The organism is Rhizobium sp. 42MFCr.1 (genome assembly GCF_000377185.1).
GTDB lineage: Bacteria > Pseudomonadota > Alphaproteobacteria > Rhizobiales > Rhizobiaceae > Rhizobium > Rhizobium altiplani.
The window spans coordinates 37,457-63,019 of sequence record NZ_KB897823.1 but is presented as its reverse complement, the minus strand read 5'-3'; the positions used below and the strand labels follow the sequence as shown (position 1 = coordinate 63,019).

Here is a 25,563-nt window from a genome sequence, read left to right as displayed (position 1 = left end):
CCAAACCGACCAAAACCCATCTCCGAAATCGATTACGGAAAGCGAATACACAAAATATCCAGACCCCACAAGTGCTGTAAAATCAGATATGTTTGACACTGTTCATCGAGAGACTTAAGGGTAATTTCTATATCGTTTTCGGAGAACTCAATGAGCGGCAATCGTGGTCGCATTGACCGCCAGCCCAAACCAACGCTCAAAACGATCGCGCAGCTCACTGGGCTGGCCCCTGCGACCGTCTCCCGTGCGCTCAACGATGCCGACGATATTAGCTCATCGACGAAAGAGCGCGTGAGGCTCGCGGCACGCCAGATAGGCTATCGCCCGGACCGCGCAGGGTTCAGACTTCGTACGGGCAAGTCACGCGTTATTGCCCTGGTGCTGAACATGGAAGATGAAATCCTTGGCATAGCCGGGCCGCTTGTAAACGGCGTCGCCGAGGTGCTCTCCCGTTCAGGCTATGGCATGGTGGTGGTGCCAGATAGCCCGCATGAGGACCCGTTGAAGGCGGTCGGAGAGGTTCTCGACAGCGGCATGGCCGATGGACTGATCATCACCCGTACCCAACCGATGGATCAGCGCGTTATCTTTTTGACGAACGAAGAGTTTCCGTTCGTCACCTTCGGTCGAACGCAGCTACGGAGTGTTCACGCCTCCGTCGATTTCGACAATGAGACCTTCGCTTATGAGAGCGTTCGGCGGCTTGCGGACAACGGGCGGCGAAATATCGCGCTCCTGGCGCCACCGTCGCATCTGATGTTCTGCAAGCACATGTCGGACGGATTCCGCCGAGGCATCCGTGACTTTGGATGCGTGGAAGTACCGTTTGGCAACGTCGATCTCGACAGCCCCCTGGAGGATATTTTCAAGGAGGGGACACGCTGGCCATTCGAGAGAGGTGCAGTTGATGGTTTTGTCGCCGGCAGCGCAAGCACTGGCGTCGCTCTCCTTGCCGGTCTCGAAAGTGTCGGCGCCCGCATAAAAGTTGATTTTGACATGGTTGCGAAAGAACCGACTCGTTTCACCGAGTGGATCCGGCCCGAGATTATCGCCATAAACGAGGATATCCGTGCGGCCGGAAACGAACTGGCTCGCACTATCATCTCTGTAGCCAGTGGCACGGAACTGACGAGCCTGCAGTTACTCATTGCACCGAAATTTCGTGACGCGTCGGTTTGATCCGACACCTTCGCTCCGGCCAATCCCTCTAGCCGGAGCCTATCTATGTGGGCTATTGCGCGCTCGGCGCCACCATCGGCGTTGACCGATGAATTGTCATGCCCTAGTTGCCAAGCAGGCCGCGCGTGGCAAGGTTGCGCATGAGCGCGGCGGTCCCGAAGGTCCAGGGCGGGCATTCGGTCGACAAGGCCACCGTGTTGATCAGGCTGCCCAACTCAGCGTTCGAAATTGCTACCCTGTCGCCGATCTTGTGCGTAAAGCCCTGGCCGGGTGTATCGCGATCCTCGACCGGCGCAAAAAGGGTTCCCATGAACAGCATGAGCCCATCAGGATATTGATGGTGGCGACCAATCGTCTGGACGACGAGATCGAGCGGATCGCGGCTGATCTCCTTCATCGAACTGCTGCCATCAAGGACGAAACCGTCCCTGCCCTCGATCCGTAGTTCCAGTTCGGCGTTGCGCACGTCCGCGATCGAGTAAGTCTCGTCAAACAGGCGGATAAACGGCCCGATGGAGCAAGAGGCGTTGTTGTCCTTTGCCTTGCCGAGAAGAAGCGCCGAACGACCCTCGACATCGCGCAGGTTGACATCGTTGCCGAGTGTCGCCCCCTTCACGCGCCCCCGGCTGTCCACGGCCAGCACGATCTCGGGCTCGGGGTTATTCCAGTTCGACACCGGATGAAGTCCGACCGACGCGCCCCAGCCGACGGAGGACAGGACCTGCGCCTTGGTAAAGACCTCCGCGTCTGGTCCGATGCCCACTTCCAGATACTGCGACCAGAGGCCGACCTCGATCAATGCCTCCTTGACCTTTGCTGCTTCCTCCGATCCGGCGCGCAGGTCGCGCAAGCTATCCCCGACAACCGCTGTCACGCGTTCGCGTATCGAGCGCGCCATGTCTGGGTTTCCGGCAGCTCTTTCTTCAATGACCCGCTCGAGCATCGATCGCGCGAAGGTGACACCGCACGCCTTCACCGCCTGCAGGTCACAGGGTGCAAGCATCGAATATGGGGCATGGTTGGGCAGATCCGGGTCCATTATCGCTCCCAGCGACGCGACAATTTCGCCGGGCTGCGCGCGAACGAACGAGACCGGATCGTCTTTCTCCAGCAGGTCGCGCATCGTCGGCGCCTCGGCACAGGTGATATCGAACACCATTCCGTCGCGCACGACGACCACCGACGGACCGCCAAACTCGGAGCGGAATATCCGGCCTACAAACATGCCGCGTTCGAACGAATTCAGTGCCATGAGGAACTCCAGTCCAAAGTCATCGAACTTGTGAGGGTTTTGCCGGGCTGAAGAACCGCCAGCCCCGGCATACCGGGAAGATTGTGCGCATCCACCGGATGAGAAACAGGCTCGAAACAGAAGAAATCCGCGTCCGGCCCGGGCGAATAGACGACAGCAACGTCGAGATTGTCAGATGCGCTCAAGCGGAAAGAAACGGCATCAGGGCCTTGCGTGACGTCGCAGAAGCCCGGCCATCCGGTGAACGCATTGTTGGTCCAGCCGCTCGGCAAAAAGGTCGGAGCCGAAAAATTCCAGCGACCTTCCGCATCGATATCGACCAATGCCAGCGGCAGATGTTTTTCATTCTCCAGCCAGACCTTATCCGCTGAAAAGCGAATTCTTGTCTGTGGGCTTCGCGGAAACCAGGGATGAAACCCGATGCCAAAAGGCAAGGCCGTCGATGATGCCGATGTCACCTCCAGATGGAGAACAAGCCGGGTCTGCGACAAGAGCAGTGTCTGCTTTGCATCGTAGCGGAACGGGCCGATACTACCGTGAGGACAATGCAGCGTCGTCGTCGATGCATCCCGCCCAGCGATCAGCCACTCCCGCATGAACGCATCTCCGTGAATCGGAAGCTCTTGACCGTCCAGATTGGGATCGATGCGGTAATGGTGCTCGCCGAATACAAAGCCTCCCTGCGATATCCGGTTGGAGAAGGGAACCAGAACATTACAGCCCAGAGCGAAGGGACCATCAGTGATCCGCCCGCTCCACGGCCGCAGGAGAGGCCGATACCTCCCCTCGGCGTCGCGAACATCAAGCCGCGCCAGACCGCCACCCAAGCTGGGAACAACGGCGACGCGGGCTTTGTCGTTCTCCAGAACGATCTCCTGCGGATGCAATTACCAGCCTCCGTCGATCGCAAAATTCTGGCCCGAGATCATATCGGACGCCGGCGACACCAGAAAGAGAACGAGGCTCGCGACATGGTCGGGCTCGATGCGCTTCTTCAGGCACTGACGGTCCAGAACCCAGTCGCTATATTGCTGCAGCCGATCCCCGAACACGCGCTCTTCGGCTTCCGAAACCACCGCGCCCGGCGAGACGGCATTGACGTTGATGCCATACGGACCGAGTTCACGGGCGAGTCCCTTGGTCAGACCGAGCATCGCGCCTTTCGACGCCACATAAGGCACATAGCCGTCCCACTGCCCGTTCATGGTGATTGACGTGAAATTGAGGATCTTTCCGCTTCGCTTCGGTTTCATGAACGGCGCGACTGCCCGCACTACCGCAAAAGCGGCGGACGAGTTGACCCGGATTTGATTCTCATATTCCTCCAGGCTAAACGCCTCGAACGGCCTGTTGATGATCAAGGCGGCGTTGTTGATAAGGATGTCGATGCCACCTAAGGTTTTGGCTTCCTCGCTGACAATTTCCTCCGTGACCTGCAGCTGGTTGAGATCGCAACCGAGGAACCGAACGCCGGCTCCAAGTTCTGCCGCTTTCTGCGCGCCGTCTTCGATGTCTGGCCGATCAAGAACGATCACGGACGCGCCTTCGGCATGAAGCCGTAGCACCTGAGCCCTTCCCAGAGTTCCGAGGCCTCCTGTTATCAGGGCCGTTTTTCCTTCTAGCATTCCCATTGGCGTTTCCTCAGAGCACCGACTGAACTTCTTCGATCGTCGTGTCGCCGATCCGCTTGTCGAGCACGACTTGGCCACGGGCCATGGCGACAACTCGATCACAGCATTCGAAGACATGGTGCATGTTGTGACTGATGAAGATGCCGGTTACGTTCTGCTCTTTCAGGGAACGAACGAAACCGATGACCTTGTTGGTTTCCTTGACCGAAAGGTGATTGGTCGGCTCATCAAGGATCATCACCTTCGATTTGAAGTGCATGGCACGCGCAATGGCGACGCCCTGCCTCTGCCCGCCAGACAGCTCGCCGACTAGGGCATCCGGCGATCTCAGATGCAAATCCACATTGCTGATGGCCTTGACGCTCTCCTCACGCATCCTGCCCATGTCCATGACACCGACGCCTGCAATCGAAAACCGCATGGGCTCCCGACCGATGAAGAGGTTGCGCGCGATCGACATGGTCGGGACCATGGAGTTGTATTGATAGATGGTCTCGATGCCGAGCCGCATCGAGTCGCGAGGGCCAGAAATGGCGACCTTTTGGCCCTCCACGAAGATCTCGCCCTCGTCCTGTCGCTGGACGCCTGACAAGATGTTGATCAGGGTGGACTTTCCAGCACCGTTGTCGCCAATCAGCCCGACAGCTTCGTCCCGCGCGAAATCGATCGAAACACCTTTGACGGCATGAACACCCGAATACCATTTGTGCAGGTTTTTAACCGAAACGATGGGTTCGTTCATGGCTCACACCTCCACCTTGATTGCCTTGGCGCGTTTGCGCAGCCAAGAGTTTGCAATAACCGCGAAAATCGTCAGCGATCCGATAGCGAACTTGAACCAGTTGGCGTCGACCTGGCTAAGGATGAGGCCATTGTCGATGACGCGGATTAGCGCCACACCGATAATCCCTCCGAGAACCGCGCCGATGCCGCCTGTCAGTGCAGTTCCGCCAATGACCGCAGCCGCGACAGCCTGCAATTCCATGCCTTCCCCGATGGATGGCAAGGGAGAGCCGAGGCGCAAGACCTGGATCAACCCAGCAAATCCACTCAGAACCGAGCATAGGATGAAGCAGGCAATTTTGACGCGCGCCGTGGGGATGCCCATCGCATTTGCTGCGGGAAGAAAGCCGCCAGTCGCACGCACCCAATTGCCGAAATTCGTGCGGCTCAGCAGCAAGGACACGAGGAGTGCGACAGCGACGAACCAGATAAAGGACATACGGAAGAGCTCACCCGGTCCGACGAAACTGACAAATAACCAGGTCGGCAGATCCGCCGACAGCAACGGCGGAAACCCACCGGAGACCACTACCGTTAGCGAGCGCGCCACAAACATCATTCCGAGCGTCGTGATAAAGCTCGGGATGGCGAACTGGATCGTGAGAAAGCCGTTGAGGAAGCCGATTGCGACGCACACCAGCAATCCCGCCGCCAGCGCAACGGAAAAGGGGACATCATGGGTCATTAGGACCGCAACCGTCATCGGCATCAACGCGAACACCGCGCCAACCGAGAGGTCGAACTCGCCACATATCATCAAGACGGTCACGCCGATGGCGACCAAGGCCATCTCGGGCAAGATTCCGAACACGCCTCGCAGGTTGCCAGCAGTAAGGAATAGTCCTCCTGACCGGCTCTGAAACAGGAACATCAAAACGACCAGCAGAAGGAGAGCGGCAAGCTCTGGCTTCTCCATATAAATCTTCAGAAGTCTTTTCATTAGGCAATCTCCAGAGTGGAAGGGGCTCTTGAGTGATCCCCTTCCTGCCTTGACTTAGCGCAGGCCCTTAGCGGACAGATCCATGATCATGTCTGCATCCGCCGGGCGCACGATGCCTTGGCCCGTATCGATGTTCGACGGCGCAAGACCCAGCTTCTTGGCGAGGTAAACTTCCATCACCGGCATGAAACCTTGCATGTATGGCTGCTGATCGACCTCGGCCTGCACATAGCCGGCCTGCATCTGCTGGACCACTTCAGGAACGAGGTCGAAACCGCCGAGCAGAACCTTGCCGGGCGCAATGCCGCGATCCTTCAGAACTCGTGCGACCGATGCATGCCAGAAACCCGTGTCGAGATAGGCGGTGGTTTCGGGATGCGCGTTGAGGTAGGCGCCAACACGGTCTGCGGTCACAGCAAGGTCAGTTCCGCTGTCGATGCGGTCCCAAGAAATATCCCGCGCGGGGTTGGCAGCCTTATATTCTTCAAGAAAATCAATGACACCCCGCCCGCGCGCCTCCGACCAGTTCTGCCCAGGCGCGGAGACGCCAACCAGAACCTTGACCGGCCCATCCTTCGGAAAACTCTCGGAGATCGCCTTGCCGAGCGAATGACCGGCCGGCCGGAAGCCCTGGCCGACGAACGCCGCGCGTTTGTTACCGTCGGCCCCCTTGCTGTCATCAACGTTGACGCCAATCACAACAACGCCGTCTTTGACCGCGCGATCAATCACGTCGTCGAGCGCCTTGTCGTCAACGATCGAGGTCAAGAGCGCGTCAGGCTTGCGAGCAAGTGCTGCTTCAATGTTCGACAGCTGCTGCTCGACCGATCCTTCGGTTTGCGTGAAGACCATCTGGCAGTTCGCGCCGATCTTCTCGCAGGCGTCGTCGAAGCCCTTCTTGACCGCCTGCCAGAAGGTATTTGATGCCGACGAATGGTGCGCAAAAACGATGTTCAGCGGTTCGGCCTGTGCGATGCTCGTAGTGGCTAAAAGGGCAAGCCCCCATGCACCGCAGATAATGCTCTTTCTCATGCCTTTTCCTCCCAGGTTTGAGTGTTGCTTCAGTTACAAAGTCAGATGCTTACGGAGTTCGATATGCGGCGAGACACCGTGAATGCCTTATCGAGATCGGGATGCAGTTCCATGCCCAATCCGGCACCAGGCGGCACGGTGATCATTCCGTTTTTCACCTCGGGCAATGCCGTGACGAGATCGCGATACCAGGTTTTGTAAAAGGCCCGCACACTCTCCTGGACAAGCGCATTGGGCGCGTTGAGCGAAAGATGCGTCGAGGCGCAAAGCACGACGGGCCCGGTACAATCATGAGGCGCGACCGGCAGATGCCAGGCTTCCGCCATCGCAGCTATCTTCCTTGCTTCCGACAGCCCCCCGCACCAGCTGATGTCGAGCATCACAACGCCAGCCGCCCCGGTCTCCAACAGATCGCGGAAGGCCCAGCGAGAACCCAGCGTTTCCGATGCCGAAATCGGTGCGGGCGACACGGCCGCGTAGCGTCCGAGACTGGAGAGACTGTCCATCTTGATCGGATCTTCATGCCAGAATGTCTGGTAGGGCGTCAGCGCCTTTGCGATCTGCATGGCAGGCAGCAGTTGCCACATCGAATGGAACTCGACCATGATGTCCATCCTGTCGCCCACGGCCGAACGAATTTTCTCGAACGGCTCCAGCGCCCGCCTGAGATCCGGTGAGGAAATGTACTGGCCGCGGGTCTTCTCCGCCGCAATATCGAAGGGCCATATCTTCATGGCCGTTATCCCTTCTTCAAGCAGGGAGTGGGCGAGTTCGTCGGCGTGAAGAAGGAAGCCATTCAGATCGTCGTAAGCGTTGGTCGCAGATGTCGCCAGATCGTAGTTAGCCGTCGTTTGGCCGGTTGCCTTCTTGATGTATTCCGTACCGGCGCAGGTATTGTAAGTGCGGATTTCGCGACGGCTGAATCCGCCCAACAGCTGTGCAATCGGCTGTCCGGTTGCCTTGCCAAAGATGTCCCACAGTGCAATGTCAAATGCCGAGTTGCCCCGCACCTCAGCCCCTGACGACCGAAATCCGAGATAACCGACGAGATCTGCGGCCAGGAGATCGATCTGCAGCGGGTCGCGTCCAATAACGCGTGGCGCTACGTATTCGTGAATGTAGGCTTCCACGGTCTCTGCACCGAAGAAAGTCTCCCCGAGACCGGTAATTCCTTCATCCGTATGGACCAGTACCCAGAGCAGGTTCTGGCGTTCCGCGACACGCACGGTCTCTAGTTTCGTGATTTTCATAAGATGCTTCCCTATGCGACGCCGGCTGCCAGCAACGCCTTCACGCTCTCTTCAAAATGCTGGGCCATCAGTTGGCTTGCAGCCTGGGGGTCACCCGCAACAATCGCCTCGGCGATCGCGACATGCAGGTCGTTCATGGCATGCCGCTCATTGTCAGATGATCGACTGCGCCATCCGATCGGCCATGTCTGTCTCGAGACACCCTGAAACGCACCGACAATCATCGCGAAGATCGGGTTCTTCGAGGCGCGAGCAATCTCAAGATGAAATGCCAGGTCGCTCTCCATGACCCGTTCCGCCGCGTCGAAATTTGTACGCATCGCCTCGGCATGCTCAAGAATCGCACGGGCTTCATCATTGGAGCGGCGCAGCGCCGCGAGTGTTGCCGTCCGCACTTCAATGGTCCGGCGGACGTCATAGATTTGCTGGACATTGATTTGTGCGGTGTCAATGCCATGCTCGATCATCAGCGACATCGCACCATGATCCAGTTGCGCGACCACCGCTCGCTTGCCGACACGCAGGTCGATGAGCCTCATTGCTGCAAGCGACCGGAATGCCTCGCGCACCACTGTGCGCGATACGCTGAGCTCTTTAGACAACGCTCCTTCGCTTGGCAGGCGATCGCCCGGGCCCAGTTCGTTCATGCGGATATGAGCGGTGATCGCTCCAATCGCATTGCTGACCAGCCCCGCGTTTCCGACTACCTCCGAAACAGTCGCCATGATAACTCCGTTCAAAAGTTCAAAACCTGTATGACAGCTTTCATTGATTTATGCGTATTTTATGATTACCCTGTCTGTCAACAGTCAATATTAGGACCGGGGGTTTCTGTGGGAATAAATGTTGAGGTGGCTCTGACGGCGGCCAACATCGTGGGGGAGAGCGCAGTATGGGATGACCACAGGCAGCGCCTGCTGTGGGTCGATATTGTTGGACGAGCCATCCATGCCCTGGCGCCGGCAACGGGTGAGTACCAAAGCTGGCCGACGCCTGACATGCCAACCTCGATCGGACTGAGGCAAGACGGCGGAGCGATTGTCGGCCTCGCCACCACGATTGCGCTTTGGGATTACGGAGACGTGTTCCGGACGGTTGCGACAGTAGAGCCCGGGACGACCGGCAATCGATTGAATGAAGGCGTCGTCGGTCCGGATGGCGCCTTTTGGGTCGGCACGATGCAGAACAACATCGCCGCTGACGGCACGCCATTGGCAATGAACGGCGAGAAGGGTCGGCTCTACCGTTACACCCCCGATGGCAGGGTGCTACCCTTGACGAACGATCTATTCGGCATCACCAACACCTTGGTCTGGCCGGGTGACGGTACCGTGCTGACGGCGGACACGCTTCAAAACACGATCTACTCTTATGAGATCGCCGGCTCTATGCTCCGCAACCGCGTTCCAGTATTTGCCGGCTTCGAGCGAGGCCTTCCAGATGGCTCGTGCCTAGACGACGAGGGGTTCATCTGGAATTGCCGCGTCGCCCGTGGTGGCTGCATCGTCCGCTTAGATCCAAAGGGACGCGTGGACCGGGTCGTTGACCTGCCGGTTTCCCAGCCAACAAGCTGCACTTTTGGCGGCCATGACCTTTCCACTCTTTTCGTCACTTCCGCCCGGTTTTCGATGACGGACGAAGAGGTAAGGGGAAATCCGCTCGAAGGCGCCCTGCTCGCCATTAACATGGGAAAGCGCGGCCGAAGGGCAAATCGCTTCGGGTAGATCCCATCGCCAGCGGTAAGATAGGTGTAGGCTGCACGCACAATCGGGAATGAGGTATTACCCGCGCATCAGAACTTGATTGCCGGCGTACTTTAGTTCCGCCTCTGCAACCGATCGAACATTGGCAAGTTCTCCGGATGCCGCCTATTGTCCGGCAGCCTATGGTTACGCCACCTGTGGAGAAGCGGTAGGAGCCCATGCGGCTCGTCTTTCACCTGCAGCCGTAACCTGCCAGCTCCCGGCCCCTCGGACATCGGCGTGCGGAACCACTTCCGGCGCTTTGTCGGCCTCTCTGAAATGAGGCAATCTCATTCGCTTTGAGAGCGATGGGTTCTTCTCCAGGTGTCGTTCTTCGAACGCGGTGCACCCCTCCGCCATTTGCGCATTGTCGCCCAGCTTGCAGCCAATGAGAAAGTCGCATGTGCTGGTCATGTCTACTTTCCAGGTCATGAATCGCAGCCGACTTCGAGCACCGCCGCATTGTCCTGGTGCTCTCGCAGCCCCTTGTAGGAGGCGTGCCGAAGCTTTCCATCATGCGTCCATGCTCGATACTCAACTTCGGCGATGAGGGTCGGCTGCACCCAGACAATGTCCTTCCGGCGGCCGTCGTACACGACTGGCGGCCGCCTTCTGACGATGCGGTCCAGCAGTTTCCGAAGCGCGGCCGCGCTATTTTCATTGAAACCCGTGCCAACGTTGCCAACATAAATCCACGCGTCCCCCTTTCGAGCAGCCAGCAGCAGACTGCCGATCCCTCCCCGCGCCACAGGCGATGGCTCGTATCCGACCACGATAAAGCTGTCGCGCTGGACGCATTTGATCTTGACCCAATCGCCAAGGCGACCAGATCGATAACTGCTGTCCTTGTTCTTGGCGATTATCCCTTCGAGCCCATGCCGGCATGCAGCAGCAAAAATCTCACGGCCATCACCATCAATGGTATCGGACAGGCGGATAGCGCCATCCTCGTTTCGCAAGAGTGACTCCAGAAAGTAACGTCGCGCCGTCAGTTCCAAGCTGCGAATATCGTGACCATCGAAATAAAGCAGATCAAAAGCCATCATCATCGCCTGGCCGGACGGAAGCTTGCCACCTCGTCCCCCGAGCGAGTTCTGCAACATTCCGAAGTGAGGGCGACCTTCGGGATCGAGGACTACCGCCTCCCCGTCGATGATGGCGCTCCCCACATCCAGTGCCTTAGCCGCCTGGTCAATGTGTGGGAAGCGATGCGTCCAGTCGTGTCCGCCACGCGTCAGGATGCGAACGTTACCCTTGTTGAGGTGGACCGCGATCCGATACCCATCCCACTTTACTTCATAGAACCATTCGTCGCCGACCGGCGGGCGCGGCTTCAAAAGCGCCAGGCACGGCTCGATCCGGTCGGGCATTGGGTCGAATGGCAGCTGAGGCTGCCTGGGGTCGCGCGGCTCTCGTGGACGGGAACGGATTGGCTGGTCGTCGGCCAGCAACGGCCGTTCACGAGGAGCCTTCACCATTAGCCAGCCTTTTTCATCTCGGCGATGTCGTCGGGAAGTACGAGCATGCCTGCCTCGTGGGCAGCATCGACGAACGCGGCCCTGGCTGTATCGGCATCGGTATAAAATTCCAAGGCCTCCACCGATCGCATCAGCGCACTGTGAAATTTCTCGCCGCCGCGATGATGCCATTTGCCGCTGAGCAGCATGGCCGCCAGTTGGTCGACGGTCTCCGCTTTTCGATATCGTCCCATGCCATCGATTTCGACCTGCAGGGGCTTAATAAACACGGGAAGATCGACGGCCATGGCGAAACTCCTTGACATATCTCCGCCCACTAAAATGCCAAGTGATTCGTTTGTCTAGGGGAGTGAAAATATATAAGTCCACCGGAACAAAAGCGTCGCATGGGAGTTACCCTTTCCCCTGAAGGACAGCAGTTTCCATTTGGAAAACACTTCTCTGGGCCCACTCTGATGTGGCTTTTTGCGGGATTGCTCAACTCTTTATATCAGTCATCACTAAATCAAAGAGCGTTGTGTCGTTGCCCAGCGAGCAATGGTGCCTCAATCTGCGCTGGATTCCCGTACCTCCCGGGCGCACCAACTGGCAGGTCCTCAAGCATGGCTCTGCCACTTTTTTGCGCTCAGTTCCCACAGTTGATCATCGCTCAGATCTTGGCTTCCAACCCCGCGTTAGACCGCTGCTCATGCATTTCTGAGCGGTATCGAGCTGGTCTCGAAGGAAGCGGCAGTCGTCGATCAGTGTGGCAATCGTGGCACGCAGATCGCCATCGTGCCACTCTATAGCTTGATCGACTGGACTAATTTCCTCGCGCACTTGCTTCATCCCAGACATGACATTTCCTTTGTCGTCTTCGGTTTCATCGGACAGGATTTGTTGAGCACCCGGCGTCACTGCTCGGCGAACATGCGCGTCATGCGGCGTGTACCAGCAAGGTGGATTAGATGAGTGATCCTGGCAAACTCAACTGGCATGGGCGGATCGATTTCTTCCGGTACTCCAAGTTCCAGCCGACGCTGGGATCGCAATGCGACCGGACAAATCACAAGCTTCGACTTCGAACTCGGCACACTCGCCAGCTTTCACTCTCATCAACTCCAGCATCCAGCGAGCCCTCCCCACACCAGGAACAGGAAGCTCTTCCGATGGCATAACGCTTACCCTCCATCGCGTGGCCGAGGCCGTTGGCTGACCGAAGTCCGTTGCCTCGCTCTGTCGGCGCCACCGCCGAATAATCAATCCCAGTGTGCCGGACTTTTCCGCCGCCAGTTGCAGCCGTCGGGACGCCGTCATCGGCAGTCGAACCAATTCAGCAACGACGGCTCCTAGTGCACCGTAGGAAAGGGCTTCCTCCATCGACGCGAGAACATCCTCCTCTCGATCCGCTTCGACGAATATTACCCGGTTCGGGTGAAGGCCGACCTGCGCCAGCGCAGGAAAGAAGAGATCCGGTCGGGTAAGGCACCAAATCACTTTCCCTTTCGTGCGAGCGGCGACCCCGGCTGCAAAAAGGGCTGCGGCTGCCCCATCCACGGCCCCCGCACCACCGCCCGCAAACTCGTGGATCGCTCCCAATGCCAGCCCCCCACCAGGCAGATGGCTATCAATTTCCGGCACACCAAATGGCAGGGCGCATTTCCGTCGCGATAGGGCGCCATCAAGATGAGAAATACGCTCGCGAAGCTCGGAAATAACGGGGTTTGCGCTCGCATGCGCCATCTGTAGCCTTCGTCAATTCATGGGTTCCATCTCGCTTTGGAAGCGATTATGTTCTACATTTGTTCATGTATGGCAGCCTAGTCAATAGGGCTAATCGCGGTCACCATGGGGGCAGCTCGGCTTTCTAGGGGTGGCATGAAAATGATCCGCGAACGAATCCAATGCCGTAGCGGGTCGAAATTCAAGTGCGTACGAGATCTTGCGATGAGAAAAAATTCCTCGACGAGAGAACCTTGCGGAAGTATCGCGGCTCAATCATTACCTTGGTGTGCGGCGCCTGCGACCGGAGTATCGAACTCGACCGGAAGGCCGTAGTCAGGCAGTGCGTAATATCGGATCCGGGAGGGATGGCTACACAGCCGTCTCTCGGTGATCTCTCCTTTCGGGCCCGAAGGAGACATTCGCTGAGACGTTCAGACCTGGTCACAGGCGTCTTCAGCTAACCTCGCGATCCGTATGCTTTGCAGGCCAAGCCCGCAATGCCACATCTACCAGACCGGTATGAACGCGTCCTGGATCACAATCCCGGAAGCGCGCGCCCAGGCGGAAGCTCTGTCGGTGTTCTCGCGCATCGGGCAGCCCAATGACGTTGCCGACATCATAGCCTTTCTGGCCTCTGATGAAGCGCGCTGGACAACGGGACAAGTGATCGACGCAACCGGTGGCGCTCGGCTCTAGAATGGGCAGGCTGACATGACGCGCCTGTGAGAGCGAGCGCGTCACTCGCTTGACGGCTTCAAAAGCATGGCATGATGTTGGCGCAAAGCCGTCACTGGGCGATGTCCGCTCGCAGCCCCAGCGGTCAAAGTATCGCTCACCGAATTACTGAGATATCCAGACTTGAAGGGGGCCAAGTTTTGTCAGCCCCATAACCTCACTGGCGATATCGTCTATAGACCAGCATACGATAGGTAGCCCTTGAGATACCGTGCGGCGAAACGGCCAAATTCGCCCAGGCCCCCGAAGACCTGGTTTCGTTCGATCCATTTGCAGAACAGACCCGGGACTGCACCAAGCGATGTTGCCTTTCACTGCGATGTGAAGCAGTCGGGAAGTATCCGTCATAAGAAGCGCTCTCACGTTGGATCGACTACGAGCACGATCTTGCCTCTAGGTCGAGGGAGTTGCCCTTCAAGCATAAGATGGGCATCCCGCGCTTGCTCGAATGGAATTTTAGCGCCGACGTTTACCTCGAGGGCGTTTTCGTCAAGGAGGGTCGAGATGCGCCGGAGGCTTTCGGTGGAAACATCGACCAGAAAGAACCTCGCCGTCACACCGTGTCGTTCCGCGAGAGCCTGATCCGGCTTGGACACTGCCGAAATCAACGTTCCGCCGCGTTTCAGCACGTTGAATGACCGCGTTTGGGATTCTCCGCCTACAAAATCCATCACGGCATCTACATCATGGACCTCGTCCTCGAAGCGTGTTGCCTTGTAGTCGATTACGCGCCCTGCTCCCAATGAACGAACCCGTTCGATATCCTCCGAAGAAGCTGTGCATATCGAGTTCAGTCCAGCGTGTTTGGCGAACTGGACAGCAAAGGCTCCGACGTTTCCCGCAGCCCCGTGGATTAATACCGTCTGACCTTGCACCAGACCGGCTTGGTCGAACAACGCTTGCCACGCCGTAACAGCGATAACTGGCAGCGACGCTGCAGCCACGTGGCCGATCGATGGCGGCTTCTTGTCAAGCATGGAGGCTTTGGCGACGGCATATTGCGCATACCCGCCGCAGAACCGCTTGTTCGTCACGCCGTAGACCTGATCGCCGATTTGCAAGTGATCGACGCCGCGTCCGACGGCGACGATCACCCCGGAAATATCGGAGCCAAGAATGAGAGGAAGGGGCTGGGGCAGCGCACTGTTGCCAGAACGAATCCACCCATCCCACGGCCCAACGCCCGCAGCATGTACCCTCACGATCACCTCGTCCGTTTCGGGCGTGGACACCTCAATTTCTTCCAGCCTCATCACATCGGGCGGGCCGAATTCGTGAATGCGCCATACTTCTCCCGAGAAGCGCTGCGGGCCATCTGACATCTGGGCTGTCCTCTCGTTGCGGTGCTTGATGCGTGAGGCGTAGACTTCCGACTGCGATCCGAGCCTCACTTCTCAGCGGACGTCAGCGGCTCGTCGCCTGTCTCAACAATGAAAACGGCGAGAAGCGAGGCAGGCTCGGTCGAGCTCGCGTTCTCACTTACCTTGTGCTTCGATCCAGGTAGCTCGAAGAACTGCTCACCCACCTTGTAGACCTTCTCGTCCTCGTCGTTGACCTTGCTGCGGATAGAGCCAGACAGGACGCGCGCATAGACGAACGCCGACTTGGCATGAGTATGTGCGTCGGATTTGCCGCCCGGTCCGTAATTGACGACCAGAGCGACGAGCTTTTTGCCAGGGCTATTGGGTAATTCGTGGTCGAAAACGGTGAAGACCTCCTCAAGTTCGCCACCCGACGCAGCAAACGGATGCGCCAGTTGTGCGGCGACGCATAATGCAACGATTGTGGAAATCCTGCGTAACGACATTTTTCCACTCCTCCTTCGCTCTTTGCGTTGTCGTTCTGACAAGGCAATGTGCAATGGGCTGATGCATCACGAAGGACGCCGATATTTGTTTCCGGCGGTTCCGAACTGGAGGGCAAAGCTCGACGGCGCGCCGGAAATATAACCCCATTTCCCGGCCTTAGCCATCAATGTCACGCCGGATTGGAGTATTTCATCTGCTGGCAGCACGTATCAGGCCACTGATCTTGCGCTAGCTTTCCACTTCCGACCCAACTTTAAGATCAACCCCTTCAGCTCTGGCTCTTGCACCAAGACGGCTGCTTCTCGCGGATTTCGCCAAATCAAATCTCGCTGGTCGCGCTCTGGAAACTTTAAGCGCTCCCGCCTGACTTCGAGTAGATAAACGCCGACGATCGAAGTTACGTGCTCGTTGTCCTTCAAGTACTTCGTATACGTGTAATGACCGAAGGTCTTCTTCCTGATCTTTCCCCGGACGCCGGCCTCTTCCCACGCTTCCCGCTCTGCGGCCTGGTACGCTTTCAAATCGGCGTACGGCCATCCCTTGGGAATGGTCCACCGCTTTGTTTGGCGGGTCGTGATCAGAAGTATGTCGATACCGCGGCGAGATTTCCGATAGCAAAGCGCCCCGACCTGCTCCGCCAGGTCGCCTGCAAAAACCCTGTGCGTGTAAGGCGTCAGCTTCGAGAAATGTCGATCCGGCTGGTCCATCGCGCGAACATGGAGCGAAGGCCGATACGCGGCAAGGCTTTCGAGTAAGTGGCCTCGCCCCTACGGCCATGGCTAGGTAGGCAACGGCTCTCCCGTTTGTTCCTTTACCATGTATTCCGCATACCAGATTGGCCAACCTTCATCGTGTTGCCCGGTCAGTTTCTCGTGTTCACCATGGGCCTCTGACGCGCGCCGCAGCGCGGCCTCGAGTTCGGCGGAAGAAACGAAGGCTGCCCCGCCCGTGTCTATGCGACCCGGCAAGCGGCCGGTGACCTCCTGCAACAACCAGCCGTTCCCATCAGGATCACTGAACGAGGCGTAGGTCCTATAGGTGCGGCGCTCAGGGTCGCGGCCGCTCACTCTCCGGCTCCCGAAAAGGTACGGCTCGTCGGTACCAATGTTGTCTTCGCCTGCATGAAACACTTCGCTGATCCGTACACCGCGCGCCAGAAGTTCCTCGCGCGCCGCGCCGATGTCGGAGACGATCAGATATAGGCCCCGCGCAGAACCGGGCGCAGCCGAAGTGACGTTCTTTCCGAAGATGACCGAGCATCCCGAACCGGGCGGCGTGAACTGGATTACGCGCCACTCGCTACCAGCGGTGAAGTCGCCGTCTAGCCGCCAGCCAAGGCTCGCGTAGAAGCTCTTGGCCCGATCGACGTCGGCTACGGGGATTACGACCACTTCCAGCTTCATGTCGACGCCTCGATCGCGCGTGGGCCGGGGTGAATTTTCGCTGCGAACCTCGGTATTACCCATCTCGAGTCTCCTAGATTGTTTAGCTGCGAGATAAACGGCAGGTGGGGAGCGCTCACGGATGACGCGAGTTATCAAACTCTACAAACCTGCACTACGGCCGACATCAACGCGATTGCTCCTATGGTGCCCCCAGACCCGAAGTCGGATTTTAGTCGGCACGCCTCATCGAGACAACAATCCGGCAGTTGCGGGGATTTGCCGCCCATTTTCGCTGGCGTCTAAACGGAGGTTATGGCTCCGATTTCCTTGCAAGCACCAACGCTGCTTCGATGCCCGCCTCTAGTATGTCCTCAGCCAGAGACATATCCGAAACAGCGCGTGCGGTTTGCAGGGTGCCAACCATAACCCCGAAAACGCCAATGGCGCGTCTTATCGAGGATGGCGTGCCAGGCTGCGGCAGCTGCGAAGCAAGGTTCTTGATGTAGGGAAGAAGACCGTTTTCGTAAGCTTCCCGCGTCGATTGAGGTTGCCGCCCGATTTCAGGCAACAGGGCGGCGGAGGGGCAGCCCTCTTCGCTCCGTTCAAGGTGGTCCTTGTTCAGGTATCCACGGATTGCCCCCTCAATGCCACGGCCCTCAGCGCAATCCTGCTTCGATCGGGCTGCTTGGTCAGCCAAGGTATTTACAAGTGTCTCGCGGAGGAGCGTTTCTTTAGAGCCGAAATGTGCGTAGAAAGCCCCGTTGGTCAGGCCCGCATCGGCCATAATTCCGGCCAAGCCCGTCGCGGATGCACCGTCTTTTCGAAACCGCCGAGAGGCGACGTCAATTATCCGGTTGCGGGTACTTTCTTTATGGCCTTTCTCATAACGCATTGCGTGGATCCATCTATCGTTAGGTTTCGCTAATCGAGGCAAATGCCTGAGTTACTTGGCGTTCAAACTGGCGTCGCCAACATCCCAACAAATTTTTCGACACGGCGCGCCAGTTGAAGAAGGCTTCTGTCTCGACCGTGCTCCCCGTCGATCTCGAGCCCAAACGGAAGCCCATTGCTGGACACGCCCGTTGGAATGCTGATGCCTGGCATGCCTGCCAAACTCGTCGGGATAGTGTGCTGTGCAAGGTCAGGTCACTAACCTCCCGCCCGGCAATCAAGAATTTCGTTTGATGCTCGATTTGCGGAGCCGTGCCGGGAGTTGTCGGAAAGAGAAGTGCTGTGGTTCCGCTGCGAGCTAGGGCGTCGCGATATCGCCGCTGAATTTCCGGACGATCGACGGAAATTGATGCTTGATATTCGTTCGGACTGAACCCCGGCCCGCTCGGCAATACGACGTGTCCCCAAACGTCCTTCAGGCCGGACTTTAGTCCGGCGTAGATTTCTTCAAACGAGGTTGGAACGGCATTGCGCTGAAGGAATTCCGAGACAGCTTCCATCGTCTCGTGGAAGAATATTCGCCATGTCGCCCGTTGGGTGATCGACAGGAAATCTTCACCGAGGTCAACCTCGACCACTTCCGCTCCAGCGTCCCGTAGACGCCGTACCGTCTCGGTGAAATGTATCTCAATTTCCGGATCAACCAGCGAGAGGTATTGCCGAGGTGCAAAAGCCAGCCTGACATCCTTCAGGTCAGCATAATTGGCGGGCGCTACCGCCTCGGCCCCTGTGACAACCTGATCAATAAGCATGCAGTCGTCGACACTCCGCGCAAGTACTCCGGTTGTGTCGAGGGTATGAGAGATGGGGGCAACACCGTCACGTGGCCATCGCCCCGTGGTCGGCTTAAAGCCCACGACACCACAGAGCGCCGCCGGCACCCGAATCGAACCCACCGTATCACCGCCCAAGGCCGCGGGAACGATCCGAGCAGCGACGGACGAACCAGCCCCGCTGGAGGAGCCGCCAGACACGTGATCGCGACCATGCGGGTTCTTCACCTGGCCATAGACTTCGTTGTTTCCGGTCAAGCCGTACGACATCTCAACGAGGTTATTCTTGCCGAAGACGATGCCGCCAGCCCCCTTGATCGCGCTAACAACCTCGGCGTCTTTGCTTGGCACATAGCTTTCTAGGTTCCGCACCCCCAACGTTGTCCGGAGCCCTAGAGTCAGATAGCTATCCTTGATCGCCAGCGGAACCCCAAGAAGGGGCGAAGTAGAACCGCCGGTCCGGGCCTTATCCGCATTTCGCGCTGCATTTAGCACGGCTTCTTCATCTATCGTAATGAAGGCATTTAAATCCGCCTGCACCCGCGCCCGCTGCAGAAGCGCGCTCGCGTAAGCCTCCGAGGAGGTCTCCCCGTCGCGAATGGCGGCGGCCGCTTCGGCAACCCCAAGTCCCGCTAGCCAATCAGATACGCCATTTGAGGCTGACTCAATGTCCGCGATGTCTTGTTGCATTTTATCCTCACGAAACGCTGCTTAGATGGATGTCTGCCAGATGGTCTTGAGCGGCGCACGGGGGCCAGTTGCGTATGCTTTGTCCTGGACAACCGTGCAGACCTCCCCGCACATTCCAACAGGTGCGGAGCTTTATATTACGATCATAATATCAAGATGCGCTAATCTTGCAATGGGAAATTTACCGAGTGGGAGCGGCGAGAAATGCCCACGACCCTGCAAGCCTTGTGACGACAAAGAGGCGGCATCGAACGCATCCCCGGGCAAGCAGCTGCAGTCTCGGGGATGCTCCTGACGAGAAAAGCGTTTGCACCCTCGTCGACCTACGTCCACGTGATACCGCCGACGTAACTTGGCGGTCAGCTTGCTGAGAGCGTGGTGTCTGCTAGGGCGCGTGACGGCGTCATCGTCATCGTCATCGGCGCGACGAACTATCCGCACTTGATCGACGCCGTATTACTGCGCTCTGGCTCGTCTCGAGCGCCATTTCGAAATCGGGCTTCCGGACGAGAAACCACGCGCGGATATCTTCCGGTTCAACCTTCGTGGACGCCTTTCCGACGAGGAGGTCCGGACTGTGGCGTCGGATTCCGAAGGCGGGTCTGGCACGGCACTACAACACGAAATGCAACATGCGACATGCCCCGGCAATACTATGGTCCGGCAAACAGTTACGACCCTCCAATCTATCCTAGGATGCGGGCTGCGCCACGGCCTCGGCAATCGGAGCGGGTCGTCGTTCCAATTCGGGTGGAATCCGGAACCACAGGACATAAAGCGCCGGCAGGAAGATCAACGTCAGCGCCGCGGCAACGACCAGACCGCCCACCACGGTAAAGGCAAGCGGCGACCAGAACGGGTCGCGGATGATCGGCAGCATGCCGAGGATCGTCGAACCGGCGGTCAGGAAAACCGGCCGCAAGCGCTGCGCCGTCACATCCACGACGCCCTGCCAACTCCTGCCTTCCTCCTCCATCCGTCTATCGATCTGGTCGATGAGCACCACTGAGTTTCGGGTGATCATGCCGATGAGCGCGATCATGCCGAGGACCGCGATGAACCCGACCGGCACTCGTGTGATCAACATGATCAGCACGACGCCAATCAGCCCGAGCGGAACAACGCTGACGACCAGGATAAGGCGCTGCACGCTCTGCAGCTGAAACATCAGGACGATGAGGATGATGACGGCCATGACCGGCAGCATGGCGACGACTGCTGCGAGCCCATCTTCCGCACCCTCCACGGAGCCACCGACCTCGATGAGGTAGTTGGGATTGTCGCGAATGAGTGCAGCGATCTGCGGCGTGGCGGCGTCGACGATGTCAGTCGCCAGCACGCCTTTTTCCGCGTCGGCCTGCACGGTGATCGTAGTCGAGCGGTCATGCCGCCAGATCAACGGCTGCGTTGTCTGGTATTCCACTGTCGCGATGCTTGAAAGCGGCACGGTGTGATTGGGACCGACCGGTATCTGCAGCGAACGCAGCGTATTGATGTCGACGCGTTGATCCTCCGTCGCGCGTGCGACAACGTTGACCAGATAGATGGAATCACGCACTTGCGTGATCGGCAGGCCCGAGGAGGTCGCAAATAGCGTCTGCGCGATAACGGACGAGTTCAACCCGACCAGCCTGGCGCGGTCTTGGTCGACGTTGATGACGACCTTCCGGATAGGTTCGTTCCAGTCGAGGTGCGGTTGAACGGCGCCTGGGACGGTATGGAGAACGTCAGCAACCTTCCAGGCGAGATCGCGCACACCGACGATATCAGGGCCGCTGACGCGATATTGAACGGGCCAGCCGACTGGTGGCCCCATTTCCAACGGAGAGACACGAGCGATGATATCTGGGAACTGCTCGTCGAGGAGTTTTTGCAGCCTCTGCTGCAGGGCATCCCGCTGGGAAACGCTCTTGCTGATGACGACTGCCTGCGCGCGGAAGGGGGCCGGCGGATTGAGGTCCATCGAGAGATAGAACCGGATCGGGTCGGAGCCGACGTAGAAGCTCCAGTTGGCAACCCCTTCGTCGGCGGCGAGGATTTCCTCCACCCGCTTCACCTGGGCGGCAGTCGCCTCTTGCGAGGCATCTTGTGGCAGGACGAGCGACAGAAGTAGTTCCGGACGATCTGACGATGGGAAAAATTGCCGGCGCATATACTGTGAGCCGAAAAGTGACGCGGCAAACAGGGCGACGGTCGCCAGAATGACGAGAACGCGCATTCGGACGCAGGCGCTGAGCAGCCTCTTGAAACCACGGATAAGCTTGCTCTCGGTCTTTTCGCCGGCTTTTTCGCTCGGCTTCAGGACGGCGAGACCAACGATCGGTGTCAGAAGCACCGCCACCAGCCAGGACACGATCAGGGAAAAGCCGATCACGAAGAACAGCGAGCGCGCGTATTCGCCCGAGGAACTCTGGGCGAAGCCAACCGGAATGAAGCCTGCAATGGTGACAAGCGTTCCCGCAAGCATCGGAAAGGCGGTGGATGTATAGGCGTACGCTGCCGCCTTCACGCGGTCCATTCCTTCTTCGAGCTTCGCCATGGTGATCTCGACCGTCACCATCGTGTCGTCGATCATCAGCGTCAGCGCGATGATCAGCGCACCGAGCGAGACACGCTGCAATGCAATGCCGGTGATGTCCATGAAGAGGAAGGTCAGCGCCATCACCAGCGGGATCGAGACTGCGACGGCAAGGCCCGCTCGCACGCCGAGTGCCAGGAAACTGACACCAAGGACGATGACGACGGCCTGCGCCAGCGAAGTCGTGAAGCCGCGAATGGCGGTTTGCACTACCGTCGGCTGGCTCGCGACGCGCGTCAGATCAATGCCGATCGGCAGGTCGTGCTCGAAATGGCTCATGACGGTATCGATGTTTCGGCCAAGCTGCAGAATGTCGCCGCCGGAGGCCATCGAGACGGCAAGCCCGATCGCCGGCTTGCCGTCGACGCGAAAGCGCGGTTGCGGCGGATCGACGGTGCCGCGCACGATATCGGCGATGTCGCCGAGGCGAACGAAGCCGGAGGCGGTCGGAATATTGAGCTCACGCAGATCCTTTTCGCTGGCGAGACTGCCGGAAACCTCCAAGACCGTGCGATCGCGCTCGGTCGTCAGCTGGCCGGTGGGAAGAACGGCGTTCTGCGCCTGAATTGTCGAGATCACGCTCGGCATGCTGAGGCCGAGGCTGGCGAGCCGATTGGTCGAGAACTCGATGAAGATCGTCTCGTCCTGCGTGCCAATAAGCTGAACCTTGCCTATATCGTCGAGCTTGAGCAGGCGGTTGCGCGCCTCGTAGACCCAGTCACGCACCTCGCGGTCACCGAAGCCATCGGCAGTGAAACCGTAAATGATGCCAAAGGTATCGCCGAAATCGTCATTGAAGAACGGCCCGCGGACGCCAGCCGGAAGCGTCGAGACGATATCCCCGACCCTGGTTCGGGCCTGATACCAGGATTCACCGACCTGGTCGGGCGGCGTTGCGTCGTCGAGCACCACGTAGATCACTGACTGGCCGGCGCTGGTCAGGCTCCTCAGGTGATCGAGATGCGGCACCTCCTCGAGTGTCCGCTCCAGCCGGTCCGTAATCTGGTCCGTGGTCTGCTCGATTGTGCCACCCGGCCACGCGGCAGACACGATCATCGTCTTGAAGGTGAATTCCGGGTCCTCGTCGCGGCCGAGATTGAAATAGGCGAGGATGCCGCCGACGGCGCTCAGAAATGCGAGGAAGACGATCAGGCTTTTGCGCTGAATGGCCCATTCGGAGAGATTGAATCCTCCGTTCATTGGACGCTTCCTTCAAGCAAGCGAACCGCCATACCGGGACGCAGCTGCTGGACGCCGGCGACGACGACCTGATCGCCGCTCGACAGCCCCTTGCTCACGAGGAAATCCTGCGTATCGAATCGATGGACCTCTACCGGCACGAGCTTGGTGGTGTTGCTTGCCGGGTCAACGACCCAGACGGCCGGCTGGTTGTTCTGGTTGAACAGCGCCGTCATCGGCAGCCGCGCGACGGGCGCGCCTGCGATCTGGATCGTACCACGCACCGAACTGCCGAAACGGAACTCTTCAGGCGCGTTGTCCAGGCCGACGCGGACGGTGAAATTCCGCGTAACCGGATTGGCGGTCGGCGATATTTCCCTGACGGACCCACTCGCCTTCACATTTGGATTGCTTAACAGCCGAACGTCGACGTGGGCATTGCTGTTGGCGGTCTGGATCGTCGCCTCCGGCACCTGGAACACTGCATCCCGCGGACCAACCTGCGCCACGCGGACGACCATCTGGCCCCCGCCGACCACCTGGCCCACTTCGCCGCCGATACCAGTGACGACGCCGGCACCATTGGCTTTCAGCGTGCGGTTGTCTAGGTTGGTCTGGGCAATCCGCAACGCCGCCTCAGCGGCGTCGACCCCGGCCTGTGCGACATTGGCCTGCGCTATGGCCGCGTCTAACTGCTGACGGGTCGAGGTCCTCGGAAAGAGCTGCTGCTGGCGATTGCGCTCGATCTCCGCGTTCTGGGAAGTCGACTGCGCGGAAAACAGATTGGCTTCCGCCTTGCGAAGCGCATCCTGAGCATCTTCGGAATCGAGCCGGGCGATCACCATTCCGACCTCGACCCGATCACCGACCTCGACATCGCGCTCCCGGATTTCCCCGCCCTGGCGGAAGCCGAAGCTGGTCTCGACCCGTGGCTGGATTTCGCCAACGAGGGAACCGAACGTATCCTCGGGATTGAACGAGACAGCCTGCGTCTTGACTGGCCGCGTCGGCAGCTCGTCCTTTTCCTCGCTTCTCTGGCAGCCGGAAAGGACAAGGGCGGCGAGCCCCGCGTATACGAAAATCGCTTTGTGTCTCGACATCAAGGAACGCAACGGCATGGCGGCCTCTCACTTCTCGAACACACCCACAAGTTGGCGCGGCTTACACCGCGTCAGCGATCGGTAACCCGGGCGACCGGAGCACGCGTAAAAGGTCAGTAATCGACCGCGTCGCGGATGATCGGGCAGGTCATGCAATGCCCGCCGCCGCGCCCGCGTCCAAGTTCAGCACCGGTAATGGTGATGACTTCGATACCTTCCTTGCGAAGCAGCGTGTTCGTGTAGGTATTGCGGTCATAGGCATAGACGACGCCCGGGGAAGCGCAGACAAGGTTGGCGCCGCTATCCCACTGGGTGCGCTCGCGCATGTAGTCATTGCCCCCGGTCTGGACGACGCGCATCTTCTTTAAGCCGAGGGAGTCGCGGACCGTCTCGACGAAGCTGCCCTTGTCCTTGTGCAGCTCGACGCCGCCTTTGCCGTCCGGGCGGTAGGAGAAGGCATCGATCTTGTCGACGATGTCGGGATAGATCAGGACGCAATCACGGTCGGCGAACGTGAAGACCGTGTCGAGATGCATGGCCGCGCGCAGCTTCGGCATGGCCGCGACAATAACGCGTTCGGCTGCACCCTTTTCGAACAGCGCCTGGGCAACCTGGCTGATCGCCTGGCGCGAGGTCCGCTCGCTCATGCCGATTAGCACGTTGCCTTTGCCGATTGGCATGACGTCGCCGCCCTCGAGCGTGGCAAGCCCCCAATCCTTGGTCGGATCGCCCCACCAGACGTTCACCTTTCCGGCGAAATCCGGATGGAACTTGTAAATGGAGCTGGTGAGGATTGTCTCCTCGTGGCGGGCCGGCCAGTAAAGTGCGTTGAGCGTTACCCCGCCGTAGATCCAGCAGGTGGTGTCGCGAGTGTAGAGCGTGTTCGGTAACGGCGGCAGCAGGTATTCGTTGACACCCGCCGCGTCGCGTATCAGCGCGAGCTGCTCACCACCGATCGATTCTGGAAATTCAAAGGTCGAGAGGCCGCCGATCAGCGTTTCGGCGAGCTCGCGGTTGGAAAGCCCCTCCAGATAGGAGCGAACCTCGTCAAGCAATCCGAGCCCGATCTGGTTCGGCGCGACCTGGTTATCGAGGATCCACTTCTTCGCTTCCGGGATGGCAACTGTTTCGGCGAGCAGATTGTGCATCTCAACGACTTCGACGCCGCGATCGCGCATCTTCGTCATGAAGTCGAAATGGTCGCGTTTGGCATTGTCGACCCAAAGCACGTCGTCAAAGAGAAGATCGTCGCAATTGCTCGGTGTCAGGCGCTGGTGAGCCCGGCCGGGCGCGCAGACCATCACCTTGCGAAGCTGGCCCACTTCCGAATGCACGCCGAAAGGGATGTCTGATGTCATGACGCTCCTGCCTTT

22 protein-coding genes and 1 pseudogene are annotated in these 25,563 nt (G+C 58.8%); 3 read left to right on the top strand and 20 right to left on the bottom strand.

What is annotated here, in order from left to right; genetic code table 11:
• The first annotated feature begins 150 nt into the window (after positions 1 to 150).
• Positions 151 to 1,179, top strand: a complete 1,029-nt coding sequence (locus C934_RS0108565) for a LacI family transcriptional regulator (RefSeq protein WP_018856301.1) — start codon at positions 151 to 153, stop codon at positions 1,177 to 1,179.
• A gap of 103 nt (positions 1,180 to 1,282) precedes the next feature.
• On the opposite strand, the gene C934_RS0108560 is transcribed toward C934_RS0108565, so the two are convergent.
• From C934_RS0108560 to C934_RS0108525, 8 genes are read right to left on the bottom strand one after another with little or no spacing between them, the layout of a single operon-like run.
• On the bottom strand, positions 1,283 to 2,431 hold the full coding sequence (locus C934_RS0108560; RefSeq protein WP_018856300.1) for a fumarylacetoacetate hydrolase family protein: 1,149 nt from the start codon (positions 2,429 to 2,431) through the stop codon (positions 1,283 to 1,285).
• Entirely contained in the window at positions 2,422 to 3,318 is an 897-nt protein-coding gene (locus tag C934_RS0108555; protein WP_018856299.1) for an aldose 1-epimerase, read from the bottom strand. The genes C934_RS0108560 and C934_RS0108555 overlap by 10 nt, the downstream gene beginning before the upstream one ends.
• Positions 3,319 to 4,062 carry an SDR family oxidoreductase gene (locus tag C934_RS0108550; RefSeq protein WP_018856298.1) on the bottom strand — a complete coding sequence of 248 codons (744 nt, stop codon included), beginning with the start codon at positions 4,060 to 4,062 and terminating at the stop codon, positions 3,319 to 3,321. It lies immediately after the preceding gene.
• A 10-nt stretch (positions 4,063 to 4,072) separates the two neighbouring features.
• The gene (locus tag C934_RS0108545) at positions 4,073 to 4,804 is read right to left on the bottom strand and encodes an ATP-binding cassette domain-containing protein (RefSeq protein ID WP_018856297.1); all 732 of its coding nucleotides are present in this window, start codon (positions 4,802 to 4,804) and stop codon (positions 4,073 to 4,075) included.
• A gap of 3 nt (positions 4,805 to 4,807) precedes the next feature.
• Positions 4,808 to 5,785 (bottom strand): ABC transporter permease, encoded by a 978-nt coding sequence (locus tag C934_RS0108540; protein WP_018856296.1) that lies wholly within the window; start codon positions 5,783 to 5,785, stop codon positions 4,808 to 4,810.
• Positions 5,786 to 5,839: 54 nt separating this feature from the next.
• Positions 5,840 to 6,817, bottom strand: coding sequence for a sugar ABC transporter substrate-binding protein (locus tag C934_RS0108535; protein WP_018856295.1), 978 nt, complete (start codon positions 6,815 to 6,817; stop codon positions 5,840 to 5,842).
• A 41-nt stretch (positions 6,818 to 6,858) separates the two neighbouring features.
• Positions 6,859 to 8,067 (bottom strand): mandelate racemase/muconate lactonizing enzyme family protein, encoded by a 1,209-nt coding sequence (locus C934_RS0108530; protein WP_018856294.1) that lies wholly within the window; start codon positions 8,065 to 8,067, stop codon positions 6,859 to 6,861.
• Between the two features lie 11 nt (positions 8,068 to 8,078).
• A complete protein-coding gene (locus tag C934_RS0108525) occupies positions 8,079 to 8,792 on the bottom strand; it encodes a FadR/GntR family transcriptional regulator (RefSeq protein WP_018856293.1) in 714 nt (237 codons plus the stop codon).
• A gap of 108 nt (positions 8,793 to 8,900) precedes the next feature.
• On the opposite strand from C934_RS0108525, the gene C934_RS0108520 reads away from it, so the two are divergent.
• A complete protein-coding gene (locus C934_RS0108520; protein ID WP_245267925.1) occupies positions 8,901 to 9,791 on the top strand; it encodes an SMP-30/gluconolactonase/LRE family protein in 891 nt (296 codons plus the stop codon).
• Positions 9,792 to 10,237: 446 nt separating this feature from the next.
• Here C934_RS0108520 and ligD read toward each other — a convergent pair whose 3' ends face one another.
• The 3 genes from ligD to C934_RS0108495 all read right to left on the bottom strand — a co-directional run bounded on the left by ligD (position 10,238) and on the right by C934_RS0108495 (position 13,009).
• Positions 10,238 to 11,287 carry a non-homologous end-joining DNA ligase gene (gene ligD / locus C934_RS0108510; RefSeq protein WP_018856290.1) on the bottom strand — a complete coding sequence of 350 codons (1,050 nt, stop codon included), beginning with the start codon at positions 11,285 to 11,287 and terminating at the stop codon, positions 10,238 to 10,240.
• Entirely contained in the window at positions 11,287 to 11,574 is a 288-nt protein-coding gene (locus tag C934_RS0108505) for a DUF982 domain-containing protein (RefSeq protein ID WP_018856289.1), read from the bottom strand. Before C934_RS0108505 ends, ligD begins: the two co-directional genes overlap by 1 nt.
• 679 nt (positions 11,575 to 12,253) lie before the next feature.
• Complete coding sequence (locus C934_RS0108495) at positions 12,254 to 13,009, bottom strand: ImuA family protein (RefSeq protein ID WP_018856287.1); 756 nt, start codon at positions 13,007 to 13,009, stop codon at positions 12,254 to 12,256.
• Between the two features lie 486 nt (positions 13,010 to 13,495).
• On the opposite strand from C934_RS0108495, the pseudogene C934_RS0108490 reads away from it, so the two are divergent.
• Positions 13,496 to 13,687, top strand: a pseudogene (locus tag C934_RS0108490) (SDR family oxidoreductase); the annotation flags it as partial.
• A 398-nt stretch (positions 13,688 to 14,085) separates the two neighbouring features.
• On the opposite strand, the gene C934_RS0108485 reads toward C934_RS0108490, so the two are convergent.
• The 9 genes from C934_RS0108485 to arcA form a co-directional block, all read right to left on the bottom strand.
• Complete coding sequence (locus C934_RS0108485) at positions 14,086 to 15,048, bottom strand: NADP-dependent oxidoreductase (protein ID WP_051085580.1); 963 nt, start codon at positions 15,046 to 15,048, stop codon at positions 14,086 to 14,088.
• A gap of 65 nt (positions 15,049 to 15,113) precedes the next feature.
• A complete protein-coding gene (locus C934_RS0108480) occupies positions 15,114 to 15,533 on the bottom strand; it encodes a cupin domain-containing protein (protein WP_018856284.1) in 420 nt (139 codons plus the stop codon).
• A gap of 210 nt (positions 15,534 to 15,743) precedes the next feature.
• Positions 15,744 to 16,241 (bottom strand): NUDIX hydrolase, encoded by a 498-nt coding sequence (locus C934_RS0108475; protein ID WP_018856283.1) that lies wholly within the window; start codon positions 16,239 to 16,241, stop codon positions 15,744 to 15,746.
• Positions 16,242 to 16,313: 72 nt separating this feature from the next.
• Complete coding sequence (locus tag C934_RS0108470; protein WP_018856282.1) at positions 16,314 to 17,000, bottom strand: VOC family protein; 687 nt, start codon at positions 16,998 to 17,000, stop codon at positions 16,314 to 16,316.
• A 229-nt stretch (positions 17,001 to 17,229) separates the two neighbouring features.
• Positions 17,230 to 17,811, bottom strand: coding sequence for a TetR/AcrR family transcriptional regulator (locus C934_RS0108465; RefSeq protein ID WP_018856281.1), 582 nt, complete (start codon positions 17,809 to 17,811; stop codon positions 17,230 to 17,232).
• A gap of 19 nt (positions 17,812 to 17,830) precedes the next feature.
• Complete coding sequence (locus tag C934_RS31745) at positions 17,831 to 19,333, bottom strand: amidase family protein (protein ID WP_442965921.1); 1,503 nt, start codon at positions 19,331 to 19,333, stop codon at positions 17,831 to 17,833.
• Positions 19,334 to 20,024: 691 nt separating this feature from the next.
• Entirely contained in the window at positions 20,025 to 23,111 is a 3,087-nt protein-coding gene (locus tag C934_RS0108455; RefSeq protein ID WP_018856280.1) for an efflux RND transporter permease subunit, read from the bottom strand.
• A complete protein-coding gene (locus C934_RS0108450; protein ID WP_018856279.1) occupies positions 23,108 to 24,208 on the bottom strand; it encodes an efflux RND transporter periplasmic adaptor subunit in 1,101 nt (366 codons plus the stop codon). The genes C934_RS0108455 and C934_RS0108450 overlap by 4 nt, the downstream gene beginning before the upstream one ends.
• Before the next feature lie 95 nt (positions 24,209 to 24,303).
• Positions 24,304 to 25,548 (bottom strand): arginine deiminase, encoded by a 1,245-nt coding sequence (arcA, locus tag C934_RS0108445; protein ID WP_018856278.1) that lies wholly within the window; start codon positions 25,546 to 25,548, stop codon positions 24,304 to 24,306.
• Between the last annotated feature and the right edge of the window lie 15 nt (positions 25,549 to 25,563).

Coding starts and splice junctions, on each gene's coding strand:
- C934_RS0108565 (WP_018856301.1), top strand. CDS start 151: ATGAGCGGCAATCGTGGTCGCATTGACCGCCAGCCCAAACCAACGCTC.
- C934_RS0108560 (WP_018856300.1), bottom strand. CDS start 2,431: ATGGCACTGAATTCGTTCGAACGCGGCATGTTTGTAGGCCGGATATTC.
- C934_RS0108550 (WP_018856298.1), bottom strand. CDS start 4,062: ATGGGAATGCTAGAAGGAAAAACGGCCCTGATAACAGGAGGCCTCGGA.
- C934_RS0108545 (WP_018856297.1), bottom strand. CDS start 4,804: ATGAACGAACCCATCGTTTCGGTTAAAAACCTGCACAAATGGTATTCG.
- C934_RS0108540 (WP_018856296.1), bottom strand. CDS start 5,785: ATGAAAAGACTTCTGAAGATTTATATGGAGAAGCCAGAGCTTGCCGCT.
- C934_RS0108535 (WP_018856295.1), bottom strand. CDS start 6,817: ATGAGAAAGAGCATTATCTGCGGTGCATGGGGGCTTGCCCTTTTAGCC.
- C934_RS0108530 (WP_018856294.1), bottom strand. CDS start 8,067: ATGAAAATCACGAAACTAGAGACCGTGCGTGTCGCGGAACGCCAGAAC.
- C934_RS0108525 (WP_018856293.1), bottom strand. CDS start 8,792: ATGGCGACTGTTTCGGAGGTAGTCGGAAACGCGGGGCTGGTCAGCAAT.
- ligD (WP_018856290.1), bottom strand. CDS start 11,287: ATGGTGAAGGCTCCTCGTGAACGGCCGTTGCTGGCCGACGACCAGCCA.
- C934_RS0108505 (WP_018856289.1), bottom strand. CDS start 11,574: ATGGCCGTCGATCTTCCCGTGTTTATTAAGCCCCTGCAGGTCGAAATC.
- C934_RS0108495 (WP_018856287.1), bottom strand. CDS start 13,009: ATGGCGCATGCGAGCGCAAACCCCGTTATTTCCGAGCTTCGCGAGCGT.
- C934_RS0108485 (WP_051085580.1), bottom strand. CDS start 15,048: ATGTCAGATGGCCCGCAGCGCTTCTCGGGAGAAGTATGGCGCATTCAC.
- C934_RS0108480 (WP_018856284.1), bottom strand. CDS start 15,533: ATGTCGTTACGCAGGATTTCCACAATCGTTGCATTATGCGTCGCCGCA.
- C934_RS0108475 (WP_018856283.1), bottom strand. CDS start 16,241: ATGGACCAGCCGGATCGACATTTCTCGAAGCTGACGCCTTACACGCAC.
- C934_RS0108470 (WP_018856282.1), bottom strand. CDS start 17,000: ATGGGTAATACCGAGGTTCGCAGCGAAAATTCACCCCGGCCCACGCGC.
- C934_RS0108465 (WP_018856281.1), bottom strand. CDS start 17,811: ATGCGTTATGAGAAAGGCCATAAAGAAAGTACCCGCAACCGGATAATT.
- C934_RS31745 (WP_442965921.1), bottom strand. CDS start 19,333: ATGCAACAAGACATCGCGGACATTGAGTCAGCCTCAAATGGCGTATCT.
- C934_RS0108455 (WP_018856280.1), bottom strand. CDS start 23,111: ATGAACGGAGGATTCAATCTCTCCGAATGGGCCATTCAGCGCAAAAGC.
- C934_RS0108450 (WP_018856279.1), bottom strand. CDS start 24,208: ATGCCGTTGCGTTCCTTGATGTCGAGACACAAAGCGATTTTCGTATAC.
- arcA (WP_018856278.1), bottom strand. CDS start 25,548: ATGACATCAGACATCCCTTTCGGCGTGCATTCGGAAGTGGGCCAGCTT.